25 protein-coding genes, 2 tRNA genes and 1 pseudogene are annotated in these 19,694 nt (G+C 40.8%); 10 read left to right on the top strand and 18 right to left on the bottom strand.

Annotated elements, in window-relative coordinates:
• Nucleotides 1-142: 142 nt before the first annotated feature.
• Together SB660_RS07150 and SB660_RS07145 are read right to left on the bottom strand one after the other, a co-directional pair.
• Nucleotides 143-216, bottom strand: a tRNA-Gly gene (locus tag SB660_RS07150).
• Nucleotides 217-227: 11 nt separating this feature from the next.
• A tRNA-Arg gene (locus tag SB660_RS07145) sits at nt 228-304 on the bottom strand.
• A gap of 369 nt (nt 305-673) precedes the next feature.
• Here SB660_RS07145 and gltP point away from each other — a divergent pair.
• Nucleotides 674-1,924 (top strand): glutamate-aspartate/proton symporter GltP, encoded by a 1,251-nt coding sequence (gene gltP / locus SB660_RS07140; RefSeq protein ID WP_058015452.1) that lies wholly within the window; start codon nt 674-676, stop codon nt 1,922-1,924.
• Nucleotides 1,925-1,960: 36 nt separating this feature from the next.
• Here the strand turns inward: gltP and SB660_RS07135 are convergent, their stop codons facing one another.
• Entirely contained in the window at nt 1,961-2,980 is a 1,020-nt protein-coding gene (locus SB660_RS07135) for a S66 family peptidase (protein ID WP_180309487.1), read from the bottom strand.
• Nucleotides 2,981-3,052: 72 nt separating this feature from the next.
• Nucleotides 3,053-3,928 carry a DMT family transporter gene (locus SB660_RS07130; protein WP_180309488.1) on the bottom strand — a complete coding sequence of 292 codons (876 nt, stop codon included), beginning with the start codon at nt 3,926-3,928 and terminating at the stop codon, nt 3,053-3,055.
• Nucleotides 3,929-4,223: 295 nt separating this feature from the next.
• Between SB660_RS07130 and SB660_RS07125 the strand changes: the two genes are divergently transcribed.
• Nucleotides 4,224-4,949: an AzlC family ABC transporter permease gene (locus SB660_RS07125; RefSeq protein WP_180309489.1), complete on the top strand. Its 726-nt coding sequence runs from the start codon at nt 4,224-4,226 to the stop codon at nt 4,947-4,949.
• Entirely contained in the window at nt 4,946-5,266 is a 321-nt protein-coding gene (locus tag SB660_RS07120; RefSeq protein ID WP_410581936.1) for an AzlD domain-containing protein, read from the top strand. The genes SB660_RS07125 and SB660_RS07120 overlap by 4 nt, the downstream gene beginning before the upstream one ends.
• Nucleotides 5,267-5,302: 36 nt before the next feature.
• Here SB660_RS07120 and SB660_RS07115 read toward each other — a convergent pair whose 3' ends face one another.
• The 3 genes from SB660_RS07115 to SB660_RS07105 form a co-directional block, all read right to left on the bottom strand.
• Nucleotides 5,303-5,965, bottom strand: coding sequence for an O-methyltransferase (locus tag SB660_RS07115; RefSeq protein WP_180309490.1), 663 nt, complete (start codon nt 5,963-5,965; stop codon nt 5,303-5,305).
• A gap of 148 nt (nt 5,966-6,113) precedes the next feature.
• Nucleotides 6,114-6,299, bottom strand: a complete 186-nt coding sequence (locus SB660_RS07110; RefSeq protein ID WP_061406945.1) for a CsbD family protein — start codon at nt 6,297-6,299, stop codon at nt 6,114-6,116.
• Between the two features lie 153 nt (nt 6,300-6,452).
• Nucleotides 6,453-7,442: an aldo/keto reductase family protein gene (locus SB660_RS07105; RefSeq protein WP_410581933.1), complete on the bottom strand. Its 990-nt coding sequence runs from the start codon at nt 7,440-7,442 to the stop codon at nt 6,453-6,455.
• 195 nt (nt 7,443-7,637) lie between these two features.
• On the opposite strand from SB660_RS07105, the gene SB660_RS07100 reads away from it, so the two are divergent.
• Entirely contained in the window at nt 7,638-8,531 is an 894-nt protein-coding gene (locus tag SB660_RS07100; RefSeq protein WP_306011770.1) for a LysR substrate-binding domain-containing protein, read from the top strand.
• 122 nt (nt 8,532-8,653) lie between these two features.
• The gene (locus SB660_RS07095) at nt 8,654-9,205 is read left to right on the top strand and encodes a GNAT family N-acetyltransferase (RefSeq protein WP_410581931.1); all 552 of its coding nucleotides are present in this window, start codon (nt 8,654-8,656) and stop codon (nt 9,203-9,205) included.
• Nucleotides 9,206-9,209: 4 nt separating this feature from the next.
• Here SB660_RS07095 and SB660_RS07090 read toward each other — a convergent pair whose 3' ends face one another.
• A complete protein-coding gene (locus SB660_RS07090) occupies nt 9,210-9,797 on the bottom strand; it encodes a LysE family transporter (RefSeq protein WP_012009044.1) in 588 nt (195 codons plus the stop codon).
• Nucleotides 9,798-9,908: 111 nt separating this feature from the next.
• Between SB660_RS07090 and SB660_RS07085 the strand changes: the two genes are divergently transcribed.
• Entirely contained in the window at nt 9,909-10,463 is a 555-nt protein-coding gene (locus SB660_RS07085; RefSeq protein ID WP_410581929.1) for a helix-turn-helix domain-containing protein, read from the top strand.
• Nucleotides 10,464-10,504: 41 nt separating this feature from the next.
• Here SB660_RS07085 and SB660_RS07080 read toward each other — a convergent pair whose 3' ends face one another.
• The 6 genes from SB660_RS07080 to SB660_RS07055 all read right to left on the bottom strand — a co-directional run bounded on the left by SB660_RS07080 (nt 10,505) and on the right by SB660_RS07055 (nt 14,588).
• Nucleotides 10,505-10,798, bottom strand: coding sequence for a hypothetical protein (locus SB660_RS07080; RefSeq protein WP_058015437.1), 294 nt, complete (start codon nt 10,796-10,798; stop codon nt 10,505-10,507).
• Between the two features lie 348 nt (nt 10,799-11,146).
• The gene (locus SB660_RS07075; RefSeq protein WP_144463349.1) at nt 11,147-12,199 is read right to left on the bottom strand and encodes an LLM class flavin-dependent oxidoreductase; all 1,053 of its coding nucleotides are present in this window, start codon (nt 12,197-12,199) and stop codon (nt 11,147-11,149) included.
• 17 nt (nt 12,200-12,216) lie between these two features.
• On the bottom strand, nt 12,217-12,840 hold the full coding sequence (locus SB660_RS07070) for a nitroreductase family protein (RefSeq protein ID WP_410581926.1): 624 nt from the start codon (nt 12,838-12,840) through the stop codon (nt 12,217-12,219).
• Entirely contained in the window at nt 12,824-13,297 is a 474-nt protein-coding gene (locus SB660_RS07065; protein WP_119124475.1) for a MarR family winged helix-turn-helix transcriptional regulator, read from the bottom strand. The genes SB660_RS07070 and SB660_RS07065 overlap by 17 nt, the downstream gene beginning before the upstream one ends.
• A gap of 108 nt (nt 13,298-13,405) precedes the next feature.
• Nucleotides 13,406-13,954, bottom strand: a complete 549-nt coding sequence (locus tag SB660_RS07060) for a dihydrofolate reductase family protein (RefSeq protein ID WP_058015433.1) — start codon at nt 13,952-13,954, stop codon at nt 13,406-13,408.
• Nucleotides 13,955-14,036: 82 nt separating this feature from the next.
• Nucleotides 14,037-14,588, bottom strand: a complete 552-nt coding sequence (locus SB660_RS07055; protein ID WP_058015432.1) for a TetR/AcrR family transcriptional regulator — start codon at nt 14,586-14,588, stop codon at nt 14,037-14,039.
• A 150-nt stretch (nt 14,589-14,738) separates the two neighbouring features.
• Between SB660_RS07055 and SB660_RS07050 the strand changes: the two genes are divergently transcribed.
• The 3 genes from SB660_RS07050 (at nt 14,739) to SB660_RS07040 (ending at nt 16,362) form a co-directional block, all read left to right on the top strand.
• Nucleotides 14,739-15,362 (top strand): GNAT family N-acetyltransferase, encoded by a 624-nt coding sequence (locus tag SB660_RS07050; protein ID WP_180309495.1) that lies wholly within the window; start codon nt 14,739-14,741, stop codon nt 15,360-15,362.
• A gap of 68 nt (nt 15,363-15,430) precedes the next feature.
• On the top strand, nt 15,431-15,826 hold the full coding sequence (locus SB660_RS07045; RefSeq protein ID WP_061406932.1) for a VOC family protein: 396 nt from the start codon (nt 15,431-15,433) through the stop codon (nt 15,824-15,826).
• Entirely contained in the window at nt 15,823-16,362 is a 540-nt protein-coding gene (locus SB660_RS07040; RefSeq protein ID WP_061406929.1) for a GNAT family N-acetyltransferase, read from the top strand. The genes SB660_RS07045 and SB660_RS07040 overlap by 4 nt, the downstream gene beginning before the upstream one ends.
• On the opposite strand, the gene SB660_RS07035 is transcribed toward SB660_RS07040, so the two are convergent.
• On the bottom strand, nt 16,359-16,628 hold the full coding sequence (locus SB660_RS07035; RefSeq protein WP_180309497.1) for a YesK-like family protein: 270 nt from the start codon (nt 16,626-16,628) through the stop codon (nt 16,359-16,361). The genes SB660_RS07040 and SB660_RS07035 overlap by 4 nt on opposite strands.
• Before the next feature lie 53 nt (nt 16,629-16,681).
• On the opposite strand from SB660_RS07035, the gene SB660_RS07030 reads away from it, so the two are divergent.
• Entirely contained in the window at nt 16,682-17,155 is a 474-nt protein-coding gene (locus SB660_RS07030) for a GNAT family N-acetyltransferase (protein ID WP_410581921.1), read from the top strand.
• On the opposite strand, the pseudogene SB660_RS07025 reads toward SB660_RS07030, so the two are convergent.
• From SB660_RS07025 to SB660_RS07015, 3 genes and pseudogenes are all read right to left on the bottom strand, one after another.
• Nucleotides 17,150-17,305: pseudogene (locus SB660_RS07025) on the bottom strand (GNAT family N-acetyltransferase); the annotation flags it as partial. The gene SB660_RS07030 and the pseudogene SB660_RS07025 overlap by 6 nt on opposite strands.
• Nucleotides 17,306-17,827: 522 nt before the next feature.
• Nucleotides 17,828-18,478: a response regulator transcription factor gene (locus tag SB660_RS07020; RefSeq protein WP_058015427.1), complete on the bottom strand. Its 651-nt coding sequence runs from the start codon at nt 18,476-18,478 to the stop codon at nt 17,828-17,830.
• Between the two features lie 5 nt (nt 18,479-18,483).
• Nucleotides 18,484-19,668: a sensor histidine kinase gene (locus SB660_RS07015; RefSeq protein WP_410581919.1), complete on the bottom strand. Its 1,185-nt coding sequence runs from the start codon at nt 19,666-19,668 to the stop codon at nt 18,484-18,486.
• Nucleotides 19,669-19,694 lie beyond the last annotated feature (26 nt).

Genomic DNA, 19,694 nt, shown 5'->3' with positions numbered 1-19,694 from the left:
CCGAAAAAGTACAAAACCGAAGTTTTGTTTTTCGTCAGCGTTTGACTGACTACCTATGATATTTCATAGGATTTTTTATAAAAACTCGAATTAACAGGTACGTTTTGTCTTGTTTAGTTTTCAAAGATCATATTTCAAAAAATGGAGCGGGTGATGAGAATCGAACTCACGACATCAGCTTGGAAGGCTGAGGTTTTACCACTAAACTACACCCGCGTGATTTGTATTGGCGCGCCCGAGAGGAGTCGAACCCCTAACCTTTTGATCCGTAGTCAAACGCTCTATCCAATTGAGCTACGGGCGCTTAATCAGGCGACTTAATTATCTTAACATATCGTTTTTATCAAGTCAACATCTTTTTAAAATTTGTTTGCCGCATGTGTTTGAATGTCTTTGTTTCAAATACGTCATCAGCGACGAATAAAAATATACCATGGATCATATAAAAGGGTCAATACATTTTTCTAAAAAAGTTTAATGTTTTTTAAGAAGTGGTTTTTTCTTAGATAACTAGAGATGCGATAGCCCTATTTTCTTCTCTTTCTTCATAATTCTAATGATTCTTAAATAAAATCTTTCTAAATCCAAAGGAGGACAAAACATGGTCACATAGAATTTTTATTTATTGGAAAATTCTTAAAATTTTCCAAGCAATTAAAGGGGGTAGGAGATGATGAAAAAGTTCGTCGCTTTTCAAATCATGATCGCTTTGGTGATAGGAGCTCTTATCGGCCATTTCTTTCCTGACTTCGGGATGGCCCTCAGGCCAATTGGGGATGGATTCATCAGATTGATTAAAATGATCGTTGTTCCTATCGTTTTCTCTACCATTGTTATTGGTGCAGCTGGCAGTGGTGGTATGAAGAAAATGGGCAGCCTAGGATTAAAGACGATCATTTGGTTTGAGGTTATCACAACCATCGTTCTAGGAATTGGTCTATTGCTGGCTAATGTTCTTAAACCAGGCGTTGGCCTTGATTTCTCTAAATTAGCTAAGAAAGATATTGGTGAATTAGACGGTTATACACAAAAAGTCGTCGACTTTAAACAAATGGTACTCGATATCATTCCAACGAATATCGTCGATGTCATGGCTCAAAATGATTTACTTGCTGTCATTTTCTTCGCCATATTATTTGGTGTAGCGGCAAGCGGTATCGGTAAGGCATCCGCTCCTGTTCTCAACTTCTTTGAATCAGTGGCACAAATTATGTTTAAGCTAACGCAGATGGTCATGGTGACAGCACCTATTGGAGTACTTGCATTAATGGCTGCTTCTGTTGGTCAATATGGCATTGTGTTATTAATCCCGATGATGAAGCTTGTTGGGACTGTATTTTTAGGATTATTCATTATTCTCTTTGCTTTGTTCCCTCTAGTCGCACTGATCTTCCGTTTTAACTACTTCGAAGTTTTAAAAATGATTTGGGATTTGTTCTTGGTTGCCTTCTCTACTACAAGTACAGAAACTGTCCTTCCTCAGCTTATGTCAAGAATGGAAAAATACGGCTGCCCGAAAAGAATTGTCTCCTTTGTCATTCCATCTGGTCTTTCTCTCAATTGTGATGGCTCCAGTTTATATTTATCGGTTTCCTGTGTGTTCCTTGCACAAGCGTTTGGTGTCGACATGAGTTTGTCACAGCAGCTTTTGATGATGCTTGTTCTTGTGTTAACGAGTAAAGGGATTGCAGCGGTGCCATCCGGTTCACTCGTCGTTCTTTTGGCAACCGCTCATGCAGTAGGTCTTCCAGCAGAAGGCGTCGCCATTATCGCCGGAGTTGATCGAATTATGGATATGGCACGAACTGGTGTGAACGTTCCAGGTCATGCCGTTGCATGTATTGTCGTATCGAAATGGGAGAAAGTATTCCGTGAGTCTGCTTGGGAAGTTCCAAAAGCAGGTGAAGAAACCACAGGAATGTAGTGTTATATGAAGGAAAGGGCTTCCCCTTTCCTTTTCTTATGATAAAAATGCTTGCTTTAGGACCGCTTTGCCTTGAGGTTGCAGCTGCACTTCTGCATATGCGCCATTAATCAGCGTCATTTGCGGCGGGACATGCCCACAATCTATATCGTAAAAAATAGGGATTTGTAATTCCTTTTGTAATTCTTCATATACATCCTGATACTGATACCCATCCACAGGCACATCTACTGCACTTCGCCCAAACATAATACCTGAACAGTGATCAAACCATCCTGCTAGTTTTAATTGAACGAGCGATCTCTTCACGCTTGCAGCATTTAATTCGCAGTTTTCAAAATACCAGAGAATTGGTTCATCCTTTAAGAATGTTTTTTGAAAAGCTTTGACGTCTCCAAAAGGCGTCCCCGCTAAGTGGCGAATGACATCAATACAGCCGCCCATCAGTCTCCCCTTTACCATCTTTTCTTGTCGATCAACCGTATGCCATGCGGTCGGTTCTGTTAAATGAAAAACATGTTCAATCGGATTGTCAAACTGCCATTCCTTTTGATACATTGATGAAGAATATTGGCTGATGTCCATTTCCCCTTTTGTTGAAAGTACTTCTTCCCACATGACAGTCGTTTGATCAAGCTCTTCTCCCTGAAGATCTACTAGATTCGGCCCATGCGCAGTAGCAATACCTGTTTTGAATGTCAACGCGAGCAGGAGAGCACTAGTATCTGAATAACCAAGAATCCACTTTTTTTGCATCGATGAGAAATCAAGGTGCTCTAGCACTTCCATTAAAAGCTGCCCTCCCCATGGCGGGATGATATGATCAATCTCATCACATGTCATCATGTACTGAAGCTCCTTTGCTCGTTCTACGGCAGGGGCAGATTTCGCCTTTTCCTGCTTCCAGACCGTCTCTCCACATATGACATCATAGCCTCTTTTTTTCATTCGTTCGCATGAGAGCTGAAACATGTCATGCAATGATGGCTGTACACCTGAGGAAGGTGCTGTGACACCAATCGTTTGTCCTTTTTGTAATTGTGGAAATTGTATCATCCTAGTTCCCTCCATCCTCTCTCAATCTCTCATTTATAAAGAAGATGCCCCTATTACAAGGGACATCTTCTTTTATTCCTTTTGACGCAGTACAGTATAGACACCTGCAAAGATACATAGAATGCCAATGAATGAGCGTAATCCCATTTCTTCTCCCAAAAGCATCCAGCCCAGAACGGCACCTACGATCGGTTGAAAGAAAAAGAACAAACCGCCGCTTGAGGCATCCATTAATTGAAGCCCTCTATTCCATAAAAAGAATGCTAGAGCTGTTGAGATGATGCCTAGATATAGAATACCGCCCCAAATCTCAGGCCTTGCTATCTGTTCCACATCTAGGTGAGGTAAACGAAATAATACAGGCGGTGTTAAAACAATGAATGCAATGATGATCGCATATGTGGTTGTCACCACCTGAGGGTACTTTCCTGGAACACGTTTGAGCAAAACAGACATCAGCGCCCATGTTAAAGCAGCGAAGACCAATGAAAGACCACCAACAAATTCATCTGTCTGTACTGCAACTGGTCCAATCATGAGCCATACACCTGCTGTAGCAAGCAGGATGGATGCGCACTTTCGAACAGTCATGGCTTCTTTTAATAGAAAGAAAGCAAACAGCACCATAAACGCAGGAGTTGCAGATGTAATAACAGCCCCCATTTGTGCAGAAGTATACATCGTCCCAATTTCTTGTGTCACGATTGAAAGGAAATTTCCGATCAGCCCGATCAACACCATAAGCGGGATATCTTTTTTATCTAATCGAAAGGAATAGCCTAAGCGCCAAATGGTAAACACCAAAACGACTCCTGCTACAGCATATCTCATCCAGACGAGCTCAAGTGGCGGGACAACCGCTACTGTTACTTTGACAACCACGTACATGCCGCCCCAAATACTTGCTGCGATTGCTAGGTAAAGGGCGCCTATATATTTTTCATTCATCATTTCCCCTCCGTTATTGGATATTTTGAGTACCATATCCACAAACGGAGATCACTCTCCGTTATGGACGGAGGGCATTTGGAACATCATGTTCAAACAAAGGTTTCCACAGCATTTGTCGTCACTCCAATTATTTTTATTTTCTGATACTTTATAACAAATTCTGGTTGACTTCAATCCTTTTTGCACCTTTTTTCTTCATATAATAGAAGATAAGCGGCTATTGACATGCTAAATTCGTTTTCATATAGTAAGTAAAACTATAGGTCGTCATGCAGAAAAGGAGTAGAGGTCGTTGGATATTGAAGCTAGAAAACATATTCCCACCACGGAACCTGAACCATTTCTCGAGGGAATAAAAGATTGTGTGCCAACCCTGCTTGGTTATATGAGTATCGGGTTTGCCTTTGGAATTGTTGGAATTAGCGCACAGTTGAGCTTATGGGACATTGCGCTTCTATCAATCTTTATTTACGCAGGTGCTTCACAGTTTATTATCTGTGCACTGCTTGTCACGGGAAGTCCCCTTTCCGCTATTATTCTCACTACATTTATTGTGAATCTGCGTCATTTATTGCTAAGCCTGACGCTGGCTCCTCATTTTACACGCTACTCTTTGAAACAAAATATTGGATTCGGTCTATTGCTGACTGATGAATCCTTTGGCGTAGCCATGAATAAATTAGCTCAGCATGGAAAGCTGAATAACCGGTGGATGCACGGGCTGAACATAACGGCTTATTTGTGCTGGATTGCTGCCTGTGTACTTGGCGGCATTTTTGGACACTGGATTTCAAATCCTGAAGCACTTGGTCTTGATTTTGCTCTTTCCGCTATGTTTGCTGCACTGCTGGTTCTTTCTTTGCAGACTGTGCCTAAAAGTAAGTTAACCCATCGCCTGTCACTTATTTTGTATATGGTCGTTGCAATGTTTCTCCTGCTTCATTTTGTTCCCTCACACGTGGCTGTTCTGTTAGCCACCATGATTGTCGCAACCATTGGGGTGGTGACAGACAAATGATCAGCAGTTTTATGATGTGGCTCATTCTCGGCTGTATGATTGTCACCGTGATTCCAAGGGTCGTTCCTTTTATATTTGTACGAAGTATCGAGCTGCCTGAAGTGGTGCTTAAGTGGTTATCGTTTATTCCGATTTGTATCTTTACGGCTTTGATCGCAGAGCATTTGTTCATTCATACTACAACGGGCGTCACCATTCACTGGATGTACCTTGCTGTCTTGGCTCCGACCGTCGTAATCGCTGTTTGGACAAAGAGCTTGTCACTTACTGTTCTTGTAGGCGTCATGCTGATGGGGACTGCCAGATGGTTTTTCTAAAAGAAAAAGCTTAACCGCATGTGGTTAAGCTTTGTTTCATTTTACGATTCCGTATACAAATCCATCGTAACCCTTTTCACCAACAGTTTGAATGGCTGTAGCCTCTATTCTTGACTCTTGTTTGAGTAAATTGAAAAATTCACGAGTTCCTTGCACTCGCTCATCCCCATCAGAGTCATGAAGGACTGCTCCATTTCTGACGACATTGTCTGCAATAATGACTGTTCCCTTTTTCGAGAAGTGTAACGCCCACTTTAGATAATTCGGGTTGTTCGGTTTATCTGCATCAATGAAAATCAAATCGAATGGAAGCACAGCCCTCTCTTTTAACTGAGATAGCGTATCCAATGCCTTTCCTTGCAAAATGCTCACTCGTTCCGATAAGCCCGCTCTGCTGATGTTTTGCTGCGCAATCTGTACATGGTGGCTGACAGCCTCTAATGTGATGAGTTCTCCATCCTCTTCAAGAGCACGCGCCAACCAAATGGTACTGTATCCACCGAGTGTCCCGATCTCTAAAATGCGCTTTGCATTCTTGGTTTTTGCTAATAAATAAAGCATTTTCCCTTGAGCTGGTGACACATCAATTGCTGGCAGGCCTGCTTCCTTATTATGAGTAAGAGCTTGCTCCAAAACATCATCTTTAGGAATCAACTTGTCTGTGATATACTCGTCAACTTTCTCCCACACTTGCTTCATCTCATCCATCTCCCTTGTTCATGTCTTCTGTTTTAAGTCTACATGATGATAGCGAGCGCGTATAATCAATTCTTTTCACACATCTATTCATTTTATTGATGAAAGACATGTCATGATGGAGACATGAAGCAGTGTCATGTTTTCGAATTTACTCGTTCAGGTGATTTTTCAAATCCCCTTTTTTATCTTGAAGCTTTCCTTTGGCTTGATCCTTTTTCCCTTCTGCTTTCAGGTTTTGATGATCTGTTGCTTCGCCAAGCTTCTCCTTCAATTGACCTTTGGCTTGATTTGTTTTTCCTTTCGCTTTATCCATATGTCCTTTTTCTTCACTCATTTGTTCCACCTCCACGTTTGATACTATTCATTTAGCCTTTTTCACAGATACAAAACATCTGAATGTGCGATCCAAGAAACTACAGCAACATAAAAATCCAGCCAAGGTCGGCTGGATTAAAAAATAATGATCTATAAGATAGACTTAAAAGCTTTAACCTGTTTTACTCTGATCGTACTCGACTAGATCACCTAGAATTTCGTCAATTTGATTCATCATCTCAGTTTCAATTTTCACCTCAGATGCTAAAGCATTCTCCCTCACCTGTTCTGGACTAGAAGCACCGATAATCGCTGCAGAAACGTTCTGATTTTGCAGTACCCATGCTATCGCAAGCTGAGCGAGAGTAAGATCAACCTCTTGTGCGACGGGCTTAAGCTTTTGGATCGCCTCTAAGGTGTTATTATTCATCCAGCGTTGAGCAAGGTTTTTAAAAAAAGGTTTTCCAGCAGTTGAGTTAGCACGCGAATTAGTCGGAAGTGATTTTCCTGGGAGATACTTTCCAGTGAGGATTCCCTGGGCCAAAGGCGACCATACTACCTGGCCAAGTCCTTCACGCTGGCAGGTCGGTATTACCTCACTTTCAATGATTCTCCATAACATGGAGTATTGAGGTTGGCTGGCGATTAGGGGGACATTTAGCTCTCGTGCAAGCGCTGCCCCTCGAGTAATTTGTTCTGCTGTCCACTCACTTACACCAATATAGTTCACTTTACCCTGTCTTACTAGATCTGCGAAAGCTAACATCGTTTCTTCCAGAGGTGTAGTTGGATCAAACCTGTGTGCATAGTAAATATCAATATAATCCGTTTGTAAACGCCGCAAAGAGGCATGACAATTCTCCAAAATATGCTTGCGTGATAATCCTCTATCGTTTTTCCCAGTACCGGTTGGATGACATACTTTTGTACATAGTTCAATGCTCTCCCGCCGAATCCCTTTTAAAGACCTGCCTAGTATCTCTTCAGCCTTGGTGTCTGAATAAACATCGGCAGTATCAAACGTCGTAATACCCACATCAAGAGCAGCTTTCACACAATCATGGGCAGTTTCCTCATTTATCTTACCACCATGATTAATCCAATTTCCGTATGCGAGTTTACTAATTGTTAATCCACTATTTCCAAGTTTACTATACTCCATAACAATGTCCTCCTTTGAAAGAATACTTTCATTATAAAAAGAGGGTATTAATATGTATAATATATATATTCAGATAATTATATATATATTTTATATAATTAAAACATTTCCATTAAAAAAGCGCAAAACTGTTTGATAACAATCCTTTGAAATCATTTTACACAATAAGCAAGTATGAAATAGGGGGGCTTAAAAATGGATCTGAGACAAATACGTTATTTTATAATGGTTGCTGAAGAACTAAATTTTAGCCGGGCAGCTGAACGTCTTAAAATGGCACAGCCTCCATTAAGTCAAGAAATCCGAAAATTAGAAGAAGAGTTAGGTGTTACGCTTTTTCATAGAACGAGAAGACAGGTTGAACTTTCAGATGCGGGGAGAGTATTTTTAGAAGAAGCCCGCCGTACGCTCCTTCAAGTAGATAGAACGATTAACGCAACACAACTTGCAGATGACGGAAGAATAGGTCATTTAACGATCGGTTTCGTTGATTCTACTGATATTGTGATTGATATTATTAAAAGGTTTCGAGAAAGTTTCCCTAATATCCATCTTGTCTTATGTGAAATGGCTACAGAACAGCAGTTAAAGGCACTATATAAGAAAGAAATTCAAATTGGATTTATTCGTTCTAACCAAAATAATAAGATACTTACCTCAGAAATTTGTTGTGAGGAATCATTAAGCTTGGTTTTGCCAGAAAATCATCCTTTAGCTTCATTTTCCAAAGTTCCAATTCATTTATTAGCCAATGAACCATTTATCATGTTTCCACGTCATCTAGGTGCAGCATTTTATGATTTAATTATCAGCTACTTTTGGGAAAATAGCATAAGTTTAAACGTAGTTCAGGAAGCTATTCAAATGCATACGATTGTGAATTTAGTTGCTGCAGGAATGGGAATCTCTGTCGTCCCATCCTCAGTAGAAAGCGTAAAACGCTCAGGGGTTGTTTATAGAAAAATCCAAGAAACTACGCCAAAAGTAAATTTATATGTTTCATGGAGACAAGATGAAACGTCAACCGTCGCTGAGCACTTTTTAACAGTTGTGAGAGAAGCTTATTTAAGTTCTCAGTCTAAATCATGAGAATCCAGCCAAAGCCAGCTGGATTAAAAAATTATGATCTATAAGACAGGCTTTAAAACTTTCACCTGCTATGTACACGTTTCAGGTATGATAGACATAACGAAAAGAAAGGTTGGTGTTCTATGATTATCGCTGAAAACTTATTCACCGTTCGTGACTTGACCTATTGTATTCGGTCTGCTGCAATCGGCGATGCCAAGCAGTTATCAGCGCTCAGACTGAAAATTGATGGTGAAACAGAATATTTAGACCGTGAACCAGGCGAAGCCTTTCTTCATGAAAAAGATTTTGAGGTGTTGATTCAAGAGGATACCAAACAAAGCAGGCATTTATTTTTAGTCGCTGATATTGAAGGAGAAATTGTTGGTTTCTCCAGATGTGAAGGACATTCACTCAAACGCTCTGCTCACAAAGTGACTTTTGGCGTCGCCATCCAAAAGGATGCTTGGGGCTATCGCATTGGCAAAGAGCTATTAGCCGCTTCTATTGACTGGGCTGATCAGCAAGGCATCCAGAAGATGTCACTTCAAGTGCTGGAAACGAACCAAAAAGCCATTCGGTTATATGAGCACCATGGCTTTCTGATTGAAGGGATATTAAAAAATGATAAACGTCTGGCAGATGGACTTTATTACAATACTGTTGTGATGGGCAGGCAGCGGCCAAGCTTCTGACACCTTACATCACATAGCCCCATACCATCGAAACCGCACTGTATATCAGAAGCAGCCCCATGACATACTGGAATGGTCTTTCGTAAGCAGTCAAAAAGCGCTTATACAAAGAGCCAAATAAGCTCCAGCTGAATGTACCGAGAAAGCCAATAAGTGCGAGAATCAGCGTCCATATGACATACTGCATATTAGATTGTCCATATGGCAAAACAAATGTTGAAATCACGGTCAATCCATACAAGATTGCTTTTGGGTTGATAAATTGCAGCATCATACCAGGGACAAAATGATTGTAACGATCAAGTGTTTCGTCATCCCCGCCTTTACTTTTCATGATTTTGACCGCTAAATAAATCATGTATGCAGCCCCGATGAACGCCATGACCCAGCCTATTTTCGGCATCACTTGATAAAGTATGATATTAAAGAAGCAACTCAAACACAAAATAACGAGAAATCCAATACCCACACCTAAACAAAATCGAAATGTTTGCTTGACCCCATATTTATTCGTAAAGACCATGGCCATGATGTTATTTGGCCCTGGGGTAAAGCTGCTCACAAAAGCATAGATCAACATAGAAAGAATCATAGTTGCCGCCTCCCTTATACGTTATTAAGACTTTAATTACTTTATTACGTATGTTACGCTTTATTGTAACGTTTGGTCTTTATAAAGTAAATAGAGAAAGGAGTTTTTTTCATGGAAGATGTACAATCGATTATTTCTAAAAATGTGAGGCTTCTTAGAGACCAAAAGAAATTAAGCCTCGAAAAGATGGCAGAATTAACTGGTGTCAGCAAAACCATGATTGGACAAATTGAAAGAGGAGAATCAACCCCCACCATTACGACTTTGTGGAAAATCGCCAACGGATTAAAGGTATCTTTTAGTGAGCTCATTCACGCACCACAGCCTGAAATCAAAGTAGTACGCAATGAGGATGCACAGATTTTAACGGAAGATGATGGGCGATATCGTGTGTATACGACTTTTCCTTTTGATGACCGGGGGAAATTTGAAGTGTACCGAGTAGAAATTGATCCTGGCGGGTCGCTGCATGCAAATGAACACATTGGCGGGACAGAGGAATTGATTACCGTTTTTGAGGGAGCGCTTGATATATCCATTGGAGATGAACAGTACAGCTTAAAAGCTGGCGACTCCATTCGTTTTAAAGCAGACCGTACGCATACGTATAAACAAACCGGAGAGCAAATGGTCCGGCTTCAAATGATTCTTTATTATCCTCAATAAAAAAGCTGACAGGCTTGTCCACCTGTCAGCTTTTCGTTTATTTAATTAAATCCCGGATCACGTACAACCGTTCCAGTATATGTGACTCTGTATTTGCCTAATCCTAATTCTTCAATAGACGATTGTTTTAAAATACCGACCCAGCCATCCTTTGCATATGTAATACTTGATGGGATGTTCGATGTCGTATACGTTCTTGTTTCTGAGACAGTTCGACTTGCCTGAACCGTTATTTCACTTTTTGTTTGTTCCTTTGCTTCCACCGGAGCAGTTGTGACCCCAGCACCCGTTAAGACAATTGCTCCAACCAAAACAGAAGACATGACCTTTTTCATAAAAAATCCCTCCCTTTTTTTGTTGAACATATTAACCATACCATAATTTAGTTCTTTTATAAGTTATTTTTTTCACTTTTTTTAAAATTATGATATGATTGTCTTATGTTGGATAGAGAGTGTTCTATACTTCTATGCTTTTATCCTCATCTCATTCCGTCAAACAATTGTGAACGGAGGTGATTTCATGAAAAAATGGCTCATCTGTTTTCAACTTGTTTTCCTCTTCACCTTGACGACCACACCACTTGCTTCTGCTGCTTCATGTCCTACAGTGAAACCTTGTGTCATTGATCCTTAAGCATCAAAAAGGTCGATCAAGCCTATTCACTTGATCGACCTTTTTCGTTATGCTTGCTCTGCTTCCCAGCGGGCAACCTCTTCTCTTACTTTAGGAGCGACTTCTTTTCCAAATAACTCAATGGCTTTTAATACTTGATCATGCGGCATTGAACCAACCGGTACATGAAGCATAAAACGCGTGATTCCTACATTTTTTCTAAGGTGAATCACTTTCTCTGCCACTGCATCTGGATCTCCTACATACAGCGCGCCTTCTAACGTTCTCGCTGCATCAAATGTAGAACGAGTATATGGACCCCAGCCTCTCTCTCTTGCTAACGTGTTCATCACATGCTGTGTGGAAGGGAAGAATTGGTCTGCTGCAAGATCTGTTTCTTGTGCAACAAATCCATGCGAATGGGATGCTACGGTTAATTTCTCTGGGTCGTGTCCAGCGTGTACTGCCGCTTGCTTGTACAGCTGAACAAGTGGTGCGAACTGTCTAGGACTTCCGCCAATAATGGCAAGTACTAAAGGCAATCCCAATAATCCAGCACGTACGACAGATTCACGGTTTCCCCCACTGCCGATCCAAATTGGAAGCGGATCTTGAACAGGTCTTGGATATACGCCGACATCTTGAATAGCCGGGCGATGCTTTCCGCTCCATGTGACACGCTCGGACTGCTGTAATTTGAGCAGCAAATCAAGCTTTTCTTCAAATAATTCTTCATAATCATTCAGATCATAGCCAAACAGTGGGAATGATTCAATAAATGAGCCACGACCTGCCATGATCTCTGCACGTCCGTTTGATAGTCCATCTAATGTGGCAAAATCCTGAAAGACACGAACAGGATCTGCTGAGGAAAGAACTGTCACTGCACTTGTCAGGCGGATATTCTTTGTCTGTGTTGCCGCAGCCGCTAAGACGACAGCGGGATTCGATGCAGCGAAATCTTGTCGATGATGCTCACCTACTCCAAATACATCAAGACCGACTTGATCTGCTAAAATAATTTCTTCCACTACTTCTCGAATACGCTGTGCGTGACTGACTGTTTTTCCTGTTTGAAAATCAGGTGTTGTTTCTACAAATGTACTAATCCCTAGTTCCATGAGTGGAACCCCCTATCTTATAAGTATGTGACGAATTCAGAGACTGGCTTTCTGTAGCCTCTCACTTGTCTGCTCTCTACTTTTTCTTTTCCAAGTGTAATCATTAATACAGGAACCAAATCCGACTCGATGTTTAACACCTTTTTCATGACATCAGGGTCAAAACCGATCATTGGGCACGTATCCCAGCCCTTGTTTTTGGCGGCGAGCATAAATAGCATCGCAGATAATGAAGCATTGCGGATTGCCTCTTCATTCTGAAAATCCGCCCCTCTCTTTTCATAAAAGCTCATCGTCTCTCTGACCATTTCTTCGTATTGCTGCTTGTTTAAAATGCCAAGCATTTTCAGACCTTCATAGATGTTCCCCGCTTGCTGATAAGCCTTCGGGTCTCCCAGTACAATAATCGCTGCTGAGGCGGAATGCACTTTATATTGTCCAAACGCGGCTTCTCTTACTTGTTCTTTAAGACCTTCTGTTTGGACGACGACATATTGTGTGTGCTGCAAGTTAAAAGCAGATGGTGCCATTTTGACTTCTTCAAATATACTGTTAAGTTCTTCTCTCGAAATCGAGATATTTGGCAAAAAATTTGATGCGGATCGTCTTTCACGTACCAATGTATCAAAGCTGAGTGTCATCTTGTTTCCCCTTTTCGTGAAGTTGTTTTGCACCTAAACCAACTTTTTTTAGTAATTCAATGAGCTGTTCTTTTTCTTCTTTTTCAATAAAGGATAGGTTTTGTGAAATGACATCTGTGTGCTTAGGAAAAATGTCGTCAAACAATTGCTTCCCTTTTTCCGTCAGCAATACATGAAATACACGTTTATCAGAGGGGGCACATTGCCTTTTCACAAGCCCTTGTTTTTCTAGTTTGTTCACGACATAAGTCATGCTCCCACTTGGGATTGACAGGATGTCGCTGATTTTTTGGACGGGATGCGGCCCCTTACTATAGAGCAATTCAAGGATCTGAAAGTTTTCAAATCCGATATCATAACGTTCAATGTCTTTTTGAATATTTGTAAAAAGAGCTTGATAGGCTTTCATCCACACGCGGAATAGCCTTAAGTCTAATTCATGTTCATGCTGCACCATGGCAACTACTCCTTTTTCAAGAAATCCTAAAACTAGGATAAATTTATCCTAACACTAGGATTTTTTATTGTCAACGAGTTTGTTTCATAAAAAAAAGACCACCTCATGTCAGTGATCCTCTTCTTTTAAGACAAAATGCATTTCAGCTATCTGCTTATATTGTCGTACTTCTTTTAATGAAAACTTGGATTCCATATCCGATGGGGAAAACAGAGGAATGCCTCTCCCAATCATGACAGGTACGATTTGAAGGTAAAGCTCATCAACCAATCCTGCTCTTATGAAAGACTGAAGCAGCTCCCCGCCGCCTACAATCCAGATATGCTGACCTGTTTCATTTTTTAATTTTTTCACAAATGATAGGATATCTTCGCGAATGATGTGAGTTCCTTTCAGACTGTCTTGTAAAGTACGTGACATGATATAACAAGTCTTTCCTTCATAAGGAAACTCATCTGGTGACAGCTGAAGAACCTGTTCATATGTATTGCGCCCCATGATCAGCGTATCGACTGACGCATAAAAGTCATCATAGTTCGTATCTTCTTCGCCCTCCGTCCCTATTAACCAATCGAGCCGATGATCCTCTCTCGCTAAATAGCCATCGATACTCATTGCCCCATAAAAAAGCAGCTTCCTTTTCTGACTCAATCTCATCACTCCTCACCTGAATAAGTACATACGTTCTATATTGATTGTATCAGAAAGGAAAGACAAATACTATATGGCTTTCTCCCTTTTATGATTCATGCTCCACTTTGACGAGAAGCTCATATAATTTGTGCGCTAGCTTTCCGGCATCAATTAACATGTCTTCATGAATCCATTCTTCAAGTACGCCAACAACACCAGACACGACAAAAGAAGCTTCAATTTGTTCTTTCTCTGTAATGGGCCGCTCTACAAGCTGCCACTCTTTCATGATTTTTTCTTTAAAAAACGCTTTGAATTGGTTGGTCGTTGGACCATTTGGTTTTACAAATAACGTCAACATATATTGATTCTCTTTCAAGTACTCTGTCGTTTTGTTTAAAAAGGAAAGCATATCAAGAGGGTCTTGACTCGGAAAGGTTTCATCATATAACCCGCCAAGCTGATCGAATAGTTCTTTCTCCAGCTGTTCGTATAAATCAAACACATCTTGATAGTGCAAGTAAAAGGTTCCCCGGCCTAAATCTGCTTTCCTTGAGAGCTCTGATACCGTTATTTGCTGCACTTCTTTTTCTTTTAATAGCTCAAGAAAGCTTTCCCGAATGGCTCTTTTTGTTTTGATTGTTCGTCTATCCTGCATGAGATACCCTCCATTTTTGAACAATCAGGCACACGCTGTCTATTTATGAACAGGTCATCATTCATTGCCGATGTTCGTATTGTTTACTTCTTATTATAATCAACACATGTTCAATAATCTATATCTGTTCAAAAAAAGGAGGACCAGCACATGGTTCATTTCAGACTTGCTAGAGAGGACGAACTGCCGGAAGTGGCAGATCTGTTAGAAGATTCGTTTCGGGATTATTCATTTTTTGATTTATTATGTGAAAAGGTATCAAAGCGCTCTGCTTTCGCTCGCGAGCTGCATTTGGTTAACACAAAGGTTTATTTCCAGCATCAAATCTGTTTAGTCGGAGTGAAGAACGGTCATATTGTGTCTGCCGCTCTGTTAAAGCATCCACGTCTTCCTGAACCAGGTCTCATGGATTATGTGTTGTCAGGCGGGTTAAAGCTCCTCTTCACTGGCAGTATACCGGCAATTCAGCATGTGTTTCGTATGTTAAAGGAGGCCAAAAAAGCGTGTTCTTCCTTAAAGAAGCCTTTTTGGTATTTAGAAGCACTTGTCGTCGCAAAAAACCAGCAAGGAAAAAAACTTGGAAGCCGTATGTTAAAGCAATGTCTTTTTCCCTTTATCGCCCGGCAAGGCGGCGGCCTGTTCACGCTGATTACACACAATGAAGCGAACCGTCATTTCTACCGAAAAAATGGATGGGTGGAGTTTGATGAAAGGGTATTGCGCGGAAAAGAAATGTCCTTACAAAGCTGGAGTTATAAAACCGTGATTCAATAAGGTATCCTCTTCAGGGAATGATATAATAAAATCAGTTCAATCAATGATCATACTTGGAGGAGAGACTGATGATACGACGACTTGATCATATCGTGTTGACTGTACAACATATAGAGGACACCATTCGCTTTTATACAAACGTATTAGGAATGAAGGAAGAAACCTTTGGAGAAGGCCGTAAAGCGCTTCGTTTTGGTTTACAGATGATCAATCTTCATGAAGCTGGTCATGAAGAGGAGCGGGCAGCGGCTCATCCACTTCCAGGCTCTAGTGATTTGTGCTTTATCACCGATTTAGATATGGACCGTTTGCTGCTGCATCTTCGCAAGCTAGTGATTCCTATTGAAGAGGGACCAGTCAGGCGCACAGGCACATTAGGTCCGGTTGAATCTGTTTATATCCGTGATCCTGATCTGAATTTAATTGAAATATCTCGATATATAGAGGAGGGTGATCCGTCATGACCCGCTTATTTTTGAGACCGATTGAAGAACAGGATTATCCGGGGATTCAAAAAGGATGCCAGCATGCAGAAACACTTTACATGACTGGCACACGAAAAATGTTCACACTAGAAGAAATTCGTTCAGCCTACACCCGATTTTTACAAGATGACAGCAGGCGAGATTTCGCCATTTGTCTGTTAGACACGCAAGAAATGATTGGGGATGCGGCGATTGTGGATATTGATCCAATCAATCATACGGCAAGCTTCCGCATTGCGCTTCATGGGCCAGAACATTTCCAAAAAGGCTATGGCACTGAAGCTGTCCGAATGGTTCAAGCATTCGCCTTTGATACGTTAGAACTCAACCGTCTTGAGCTCGAAGTCTTTTCCCACAATCCGAGAGCCTTTAGAAGCTATGAGAAAGCAGGATTTCAATATGAAGGAAAAAGGCGCCAAGCACTCTATTTCAACGGTACCTACTCAGATGTCATCATCATGGGCATCCTTCGTGAAGAATACAATCAGATGAACAGTGGAGATGCCCCTGCTTAAGAAGGGACATCTCTTTTAAAAAATTGAATCACTGTGGCGATGATCAAACAAATCATGGAAGAGAGAACGATAGAGACGCTGGATATACTAAGCGCCATGCCTTCCCATCTGCCAATGAAGAAACTGGATATTAATAAAACCAATCCAAATAGAATGAAGCATATAGGGAGGAACAGCCCCGCATGACGGCTTCTACCTCTTTTCCCTGCCCACCATGAGAGACACAATACAACAATTGTAAAAATAGCGGTTTGCAGCCAAAACATATTGTTTCAACTCACTTTCTCTTTTTTATTTTATGACGATGGAGGTACTTCCAATGAACATTAGACCCATTGAGCAAAAAGACAACCCGTATATCGCAGCAATTATCCGTCAGTCACTAGAATCGGCGAATCTGGCGATAGAAGGAACAGCCTACACTGATCCTCATCTTGACCAGCTGTTCGAATACTATCAATCATTGACTCATGCAGCCTATTGGATTGCTGAAGAGAATAGCGATATTGTGGGCGGCGTAGGCATTGCTCCATTTACAAATGGCATATGTGAATTACAAAAGCTTTATTTGAGTCCAAAGGCACAAGGAAAAGGTGCTGGCAAAAAACTGATGGATACAGCGCTGCAATATGCCTCTACATACTATGAAGCATGTTATTTAGAAACCCGCCGAGAATTAACTGCGGCTACAGGCCTTTATCAGCGATATGGCTTTTCTCTTCTCTCAGAGCCGATTGAAGGCTCTGAGCATTCTGCAATGGATGCTTGGTATCTCAAAACATTCTCATCATGAGCTGTAAAACAATCGATAGGTTTTTGTCCGCTGGAAACCTAGCTTTTCTGCTAATTTGATTGAAGTTAGGTGTTGGACATCGCAATCCCAATGCGGTGTCCTCTTATTTTCAAGGCAACTCCTGATCATATGCTGACATGCCAGCTGCGCTCATGTTCTTACCTTCCATTATATATAAAGCTCAGGACATGCAGTGACTCATTGCAACAAATAAAATTCTTTATCATTCGCTTTCTTCTATTGCTATGCTCATTGTGAAAGGAGGTTTATGAATGAGGCTTTGTTTTATTTAGAATCAAGAAAAGGTTGTGACATAAGTAAACGTCATCAACCATCCACATGGCACAGGCATTAAATCACCTGAAGCCGCAGTCTTAAAAAAAGAGACCTCGTTTAAAAGGTCTCTTACTTCTTCATTCATTATTCTGCGGCTATCTCTTCTGTGCCTTCCCCTTCCAAATCAGAGGTAAGCCTACCTGCGAATAAAAATGGGATATGTATATTTTTATGCCGCCAAGCGCCCGTGTCAAAGATCGTACCATTACTTATGTAGGCAGAGTTCATTTCCCTACACATATTGAAACCGCATTGGAAGAGATAATAAATCACTTGACGCTGAAACTTAACAGAGCAATGTTTCTTGTCATCATCTCATATGATCATTCGCTCTCTCTAAAAATGGATCATCCCTAATTCTACTGCTGCTTTAATTGCTTCCGCTCTTGAAGTGACCTCCAGCTTTTGATAAATATTTGTTAAATGAGCTTTGACAGTTCTCTCGGAAATCCCCATATCAAATGCAATTTCCTTACTTCGAAATCCTCTAGCCACTGCTTGCAAGACAAGCATCTCTTTTTCAGTCAGCATGTTTAATTCTTTTTTCAAATGGTTTGGAGTCACTTGATGCTCTGTTGATTCAAATACCTTAGCTGCGACGTTTGCTTGAAGAAGAATATCTCCTCTGATAGCTGCTTCAATTGTATAAAATAAATTTTCCCTGCTGGCATCCTTTAAAAGATAGCCCTTTGCTCCAAGTTGCAGCCCTTCAATCATTAATTTCTCTTCGTTATAGGTAGTGAGAATGAGGACCGGTACTTTTAACTGAAGAGACTGCATCTCTTTTAGCATCTCAAGCCCACTCATGTTAGGCATGTTGAGGTCAAGTAATACAAGGTCTGGAGCCTTCTCTTTCAAGACATCTAATCCCTTTGCCCCATCCTCTGCTTCACCAACAACATCAAATCGTTGATCTGTCTCAAGAATTAATTTTAACCCTTCTCTAACAACAAAATGATCATCGACAATCACAATTTGATAAGACATTGTTTTTACTCCTTTTTCAAAGGTATCGTTACCGTCACTTGTGTACCTTCATTTTTTTCACTTTTTAAGCGCAGCTGTGCATCAAGCAGTCGGGCACGTTCTGACATACCAATTAGACCGTAATGCCCCGAAGTGGATTCTTGTTTTTTCTCATCAAAACCCACTCCATTGTCTGTGATTTGCAAGGAGATGTGATCACCTTTTTGCTCCATCATCAATTCGACCTTACTTGCTTTGGCATGCTTGGCAATATTCGTCAAACATTCACTGACAATGTATACGGTATGTTCCATGAGAAAAGGTGACACTTGATAAGAGACAACCACTTTTGTATGAACTGGAATATTCGTCGCCGCCATAAAGCGCTTCACTTCATCTTTCACAGAATCAGCTAGGTCATATTGATCCTGGCTATATGTTCGAAGGTCGTCAATGACCAATCTCGCCTCACCTAATGTCGTCCGCGCATGGCTCATTGAACCTTTAATAATGCTTTGAGCACGCTCAACATTCTGATTCTCCAAATGTGCATGGGCCGCTTCTAGCTGCATAATAATACCTGCCAGTCCTTGTGCAAGGGTATCATGTAAATCTCTCGCCATTCTTTGACGCTCATTTGCAAGTGTCAGCTCTTCCACTTGTTGATGTGCCAATTCAAGTTCCTTTAAAAATGTTTGTGTACGAATTCTAGCTTTGACTTGTCTAAAAAATAAAATGGAGTATGCGATGACTACAATCAGAATCAAAAACAAAATAGGAATGTATACCATCAAATCATCTGTATCATTGACCAAAATAAGGGCAAGAAAAAAAAGGACATAAAAACTAAGCCCTGTCAAAATCACCTTCAATGTATGATAATATACCCCAATACTTTGCGCTATTAGTACCGGTAACAGACCAATTAAGATCACAGGGGAAGCTGCCTGCATGACTGAAACACAAAGTAGAATCACAATTCCTTGAATCAGAAAATATACCCATGGATTCTGCTGAAACCAGTAAAATGACCACCAATGGAGAATCAGATGTATGGCAATAAGTGCAGAAAAAAACAGGCTAGAAATTGCTAATGGGGTGGTTATAAACTGAAATATCATTGCTGCAATATAAACAAGAACGACCCATAATAATGTTGGAATCCGCGAATAGATCATTTCATTAAAAGGGTCTACCCGTCGTTTCTCCATAAATAATCACCACCCGATCCTCATAT

The sequence above is a fragment of the Bacillus sp. SIMBA_005 genome (assembly GCF_046535585.1).
Classification (GTDB): domain Bacteria; phylum Bacillota; class Bacilli; order Bacillales; family Bacillaceae; genus Bacillus; species Bacillus pumilus.
Note: the sequence above shows the minus strand (reverse complement) of the source record. Positions and strands in the feature narration are given on the sequence as shown.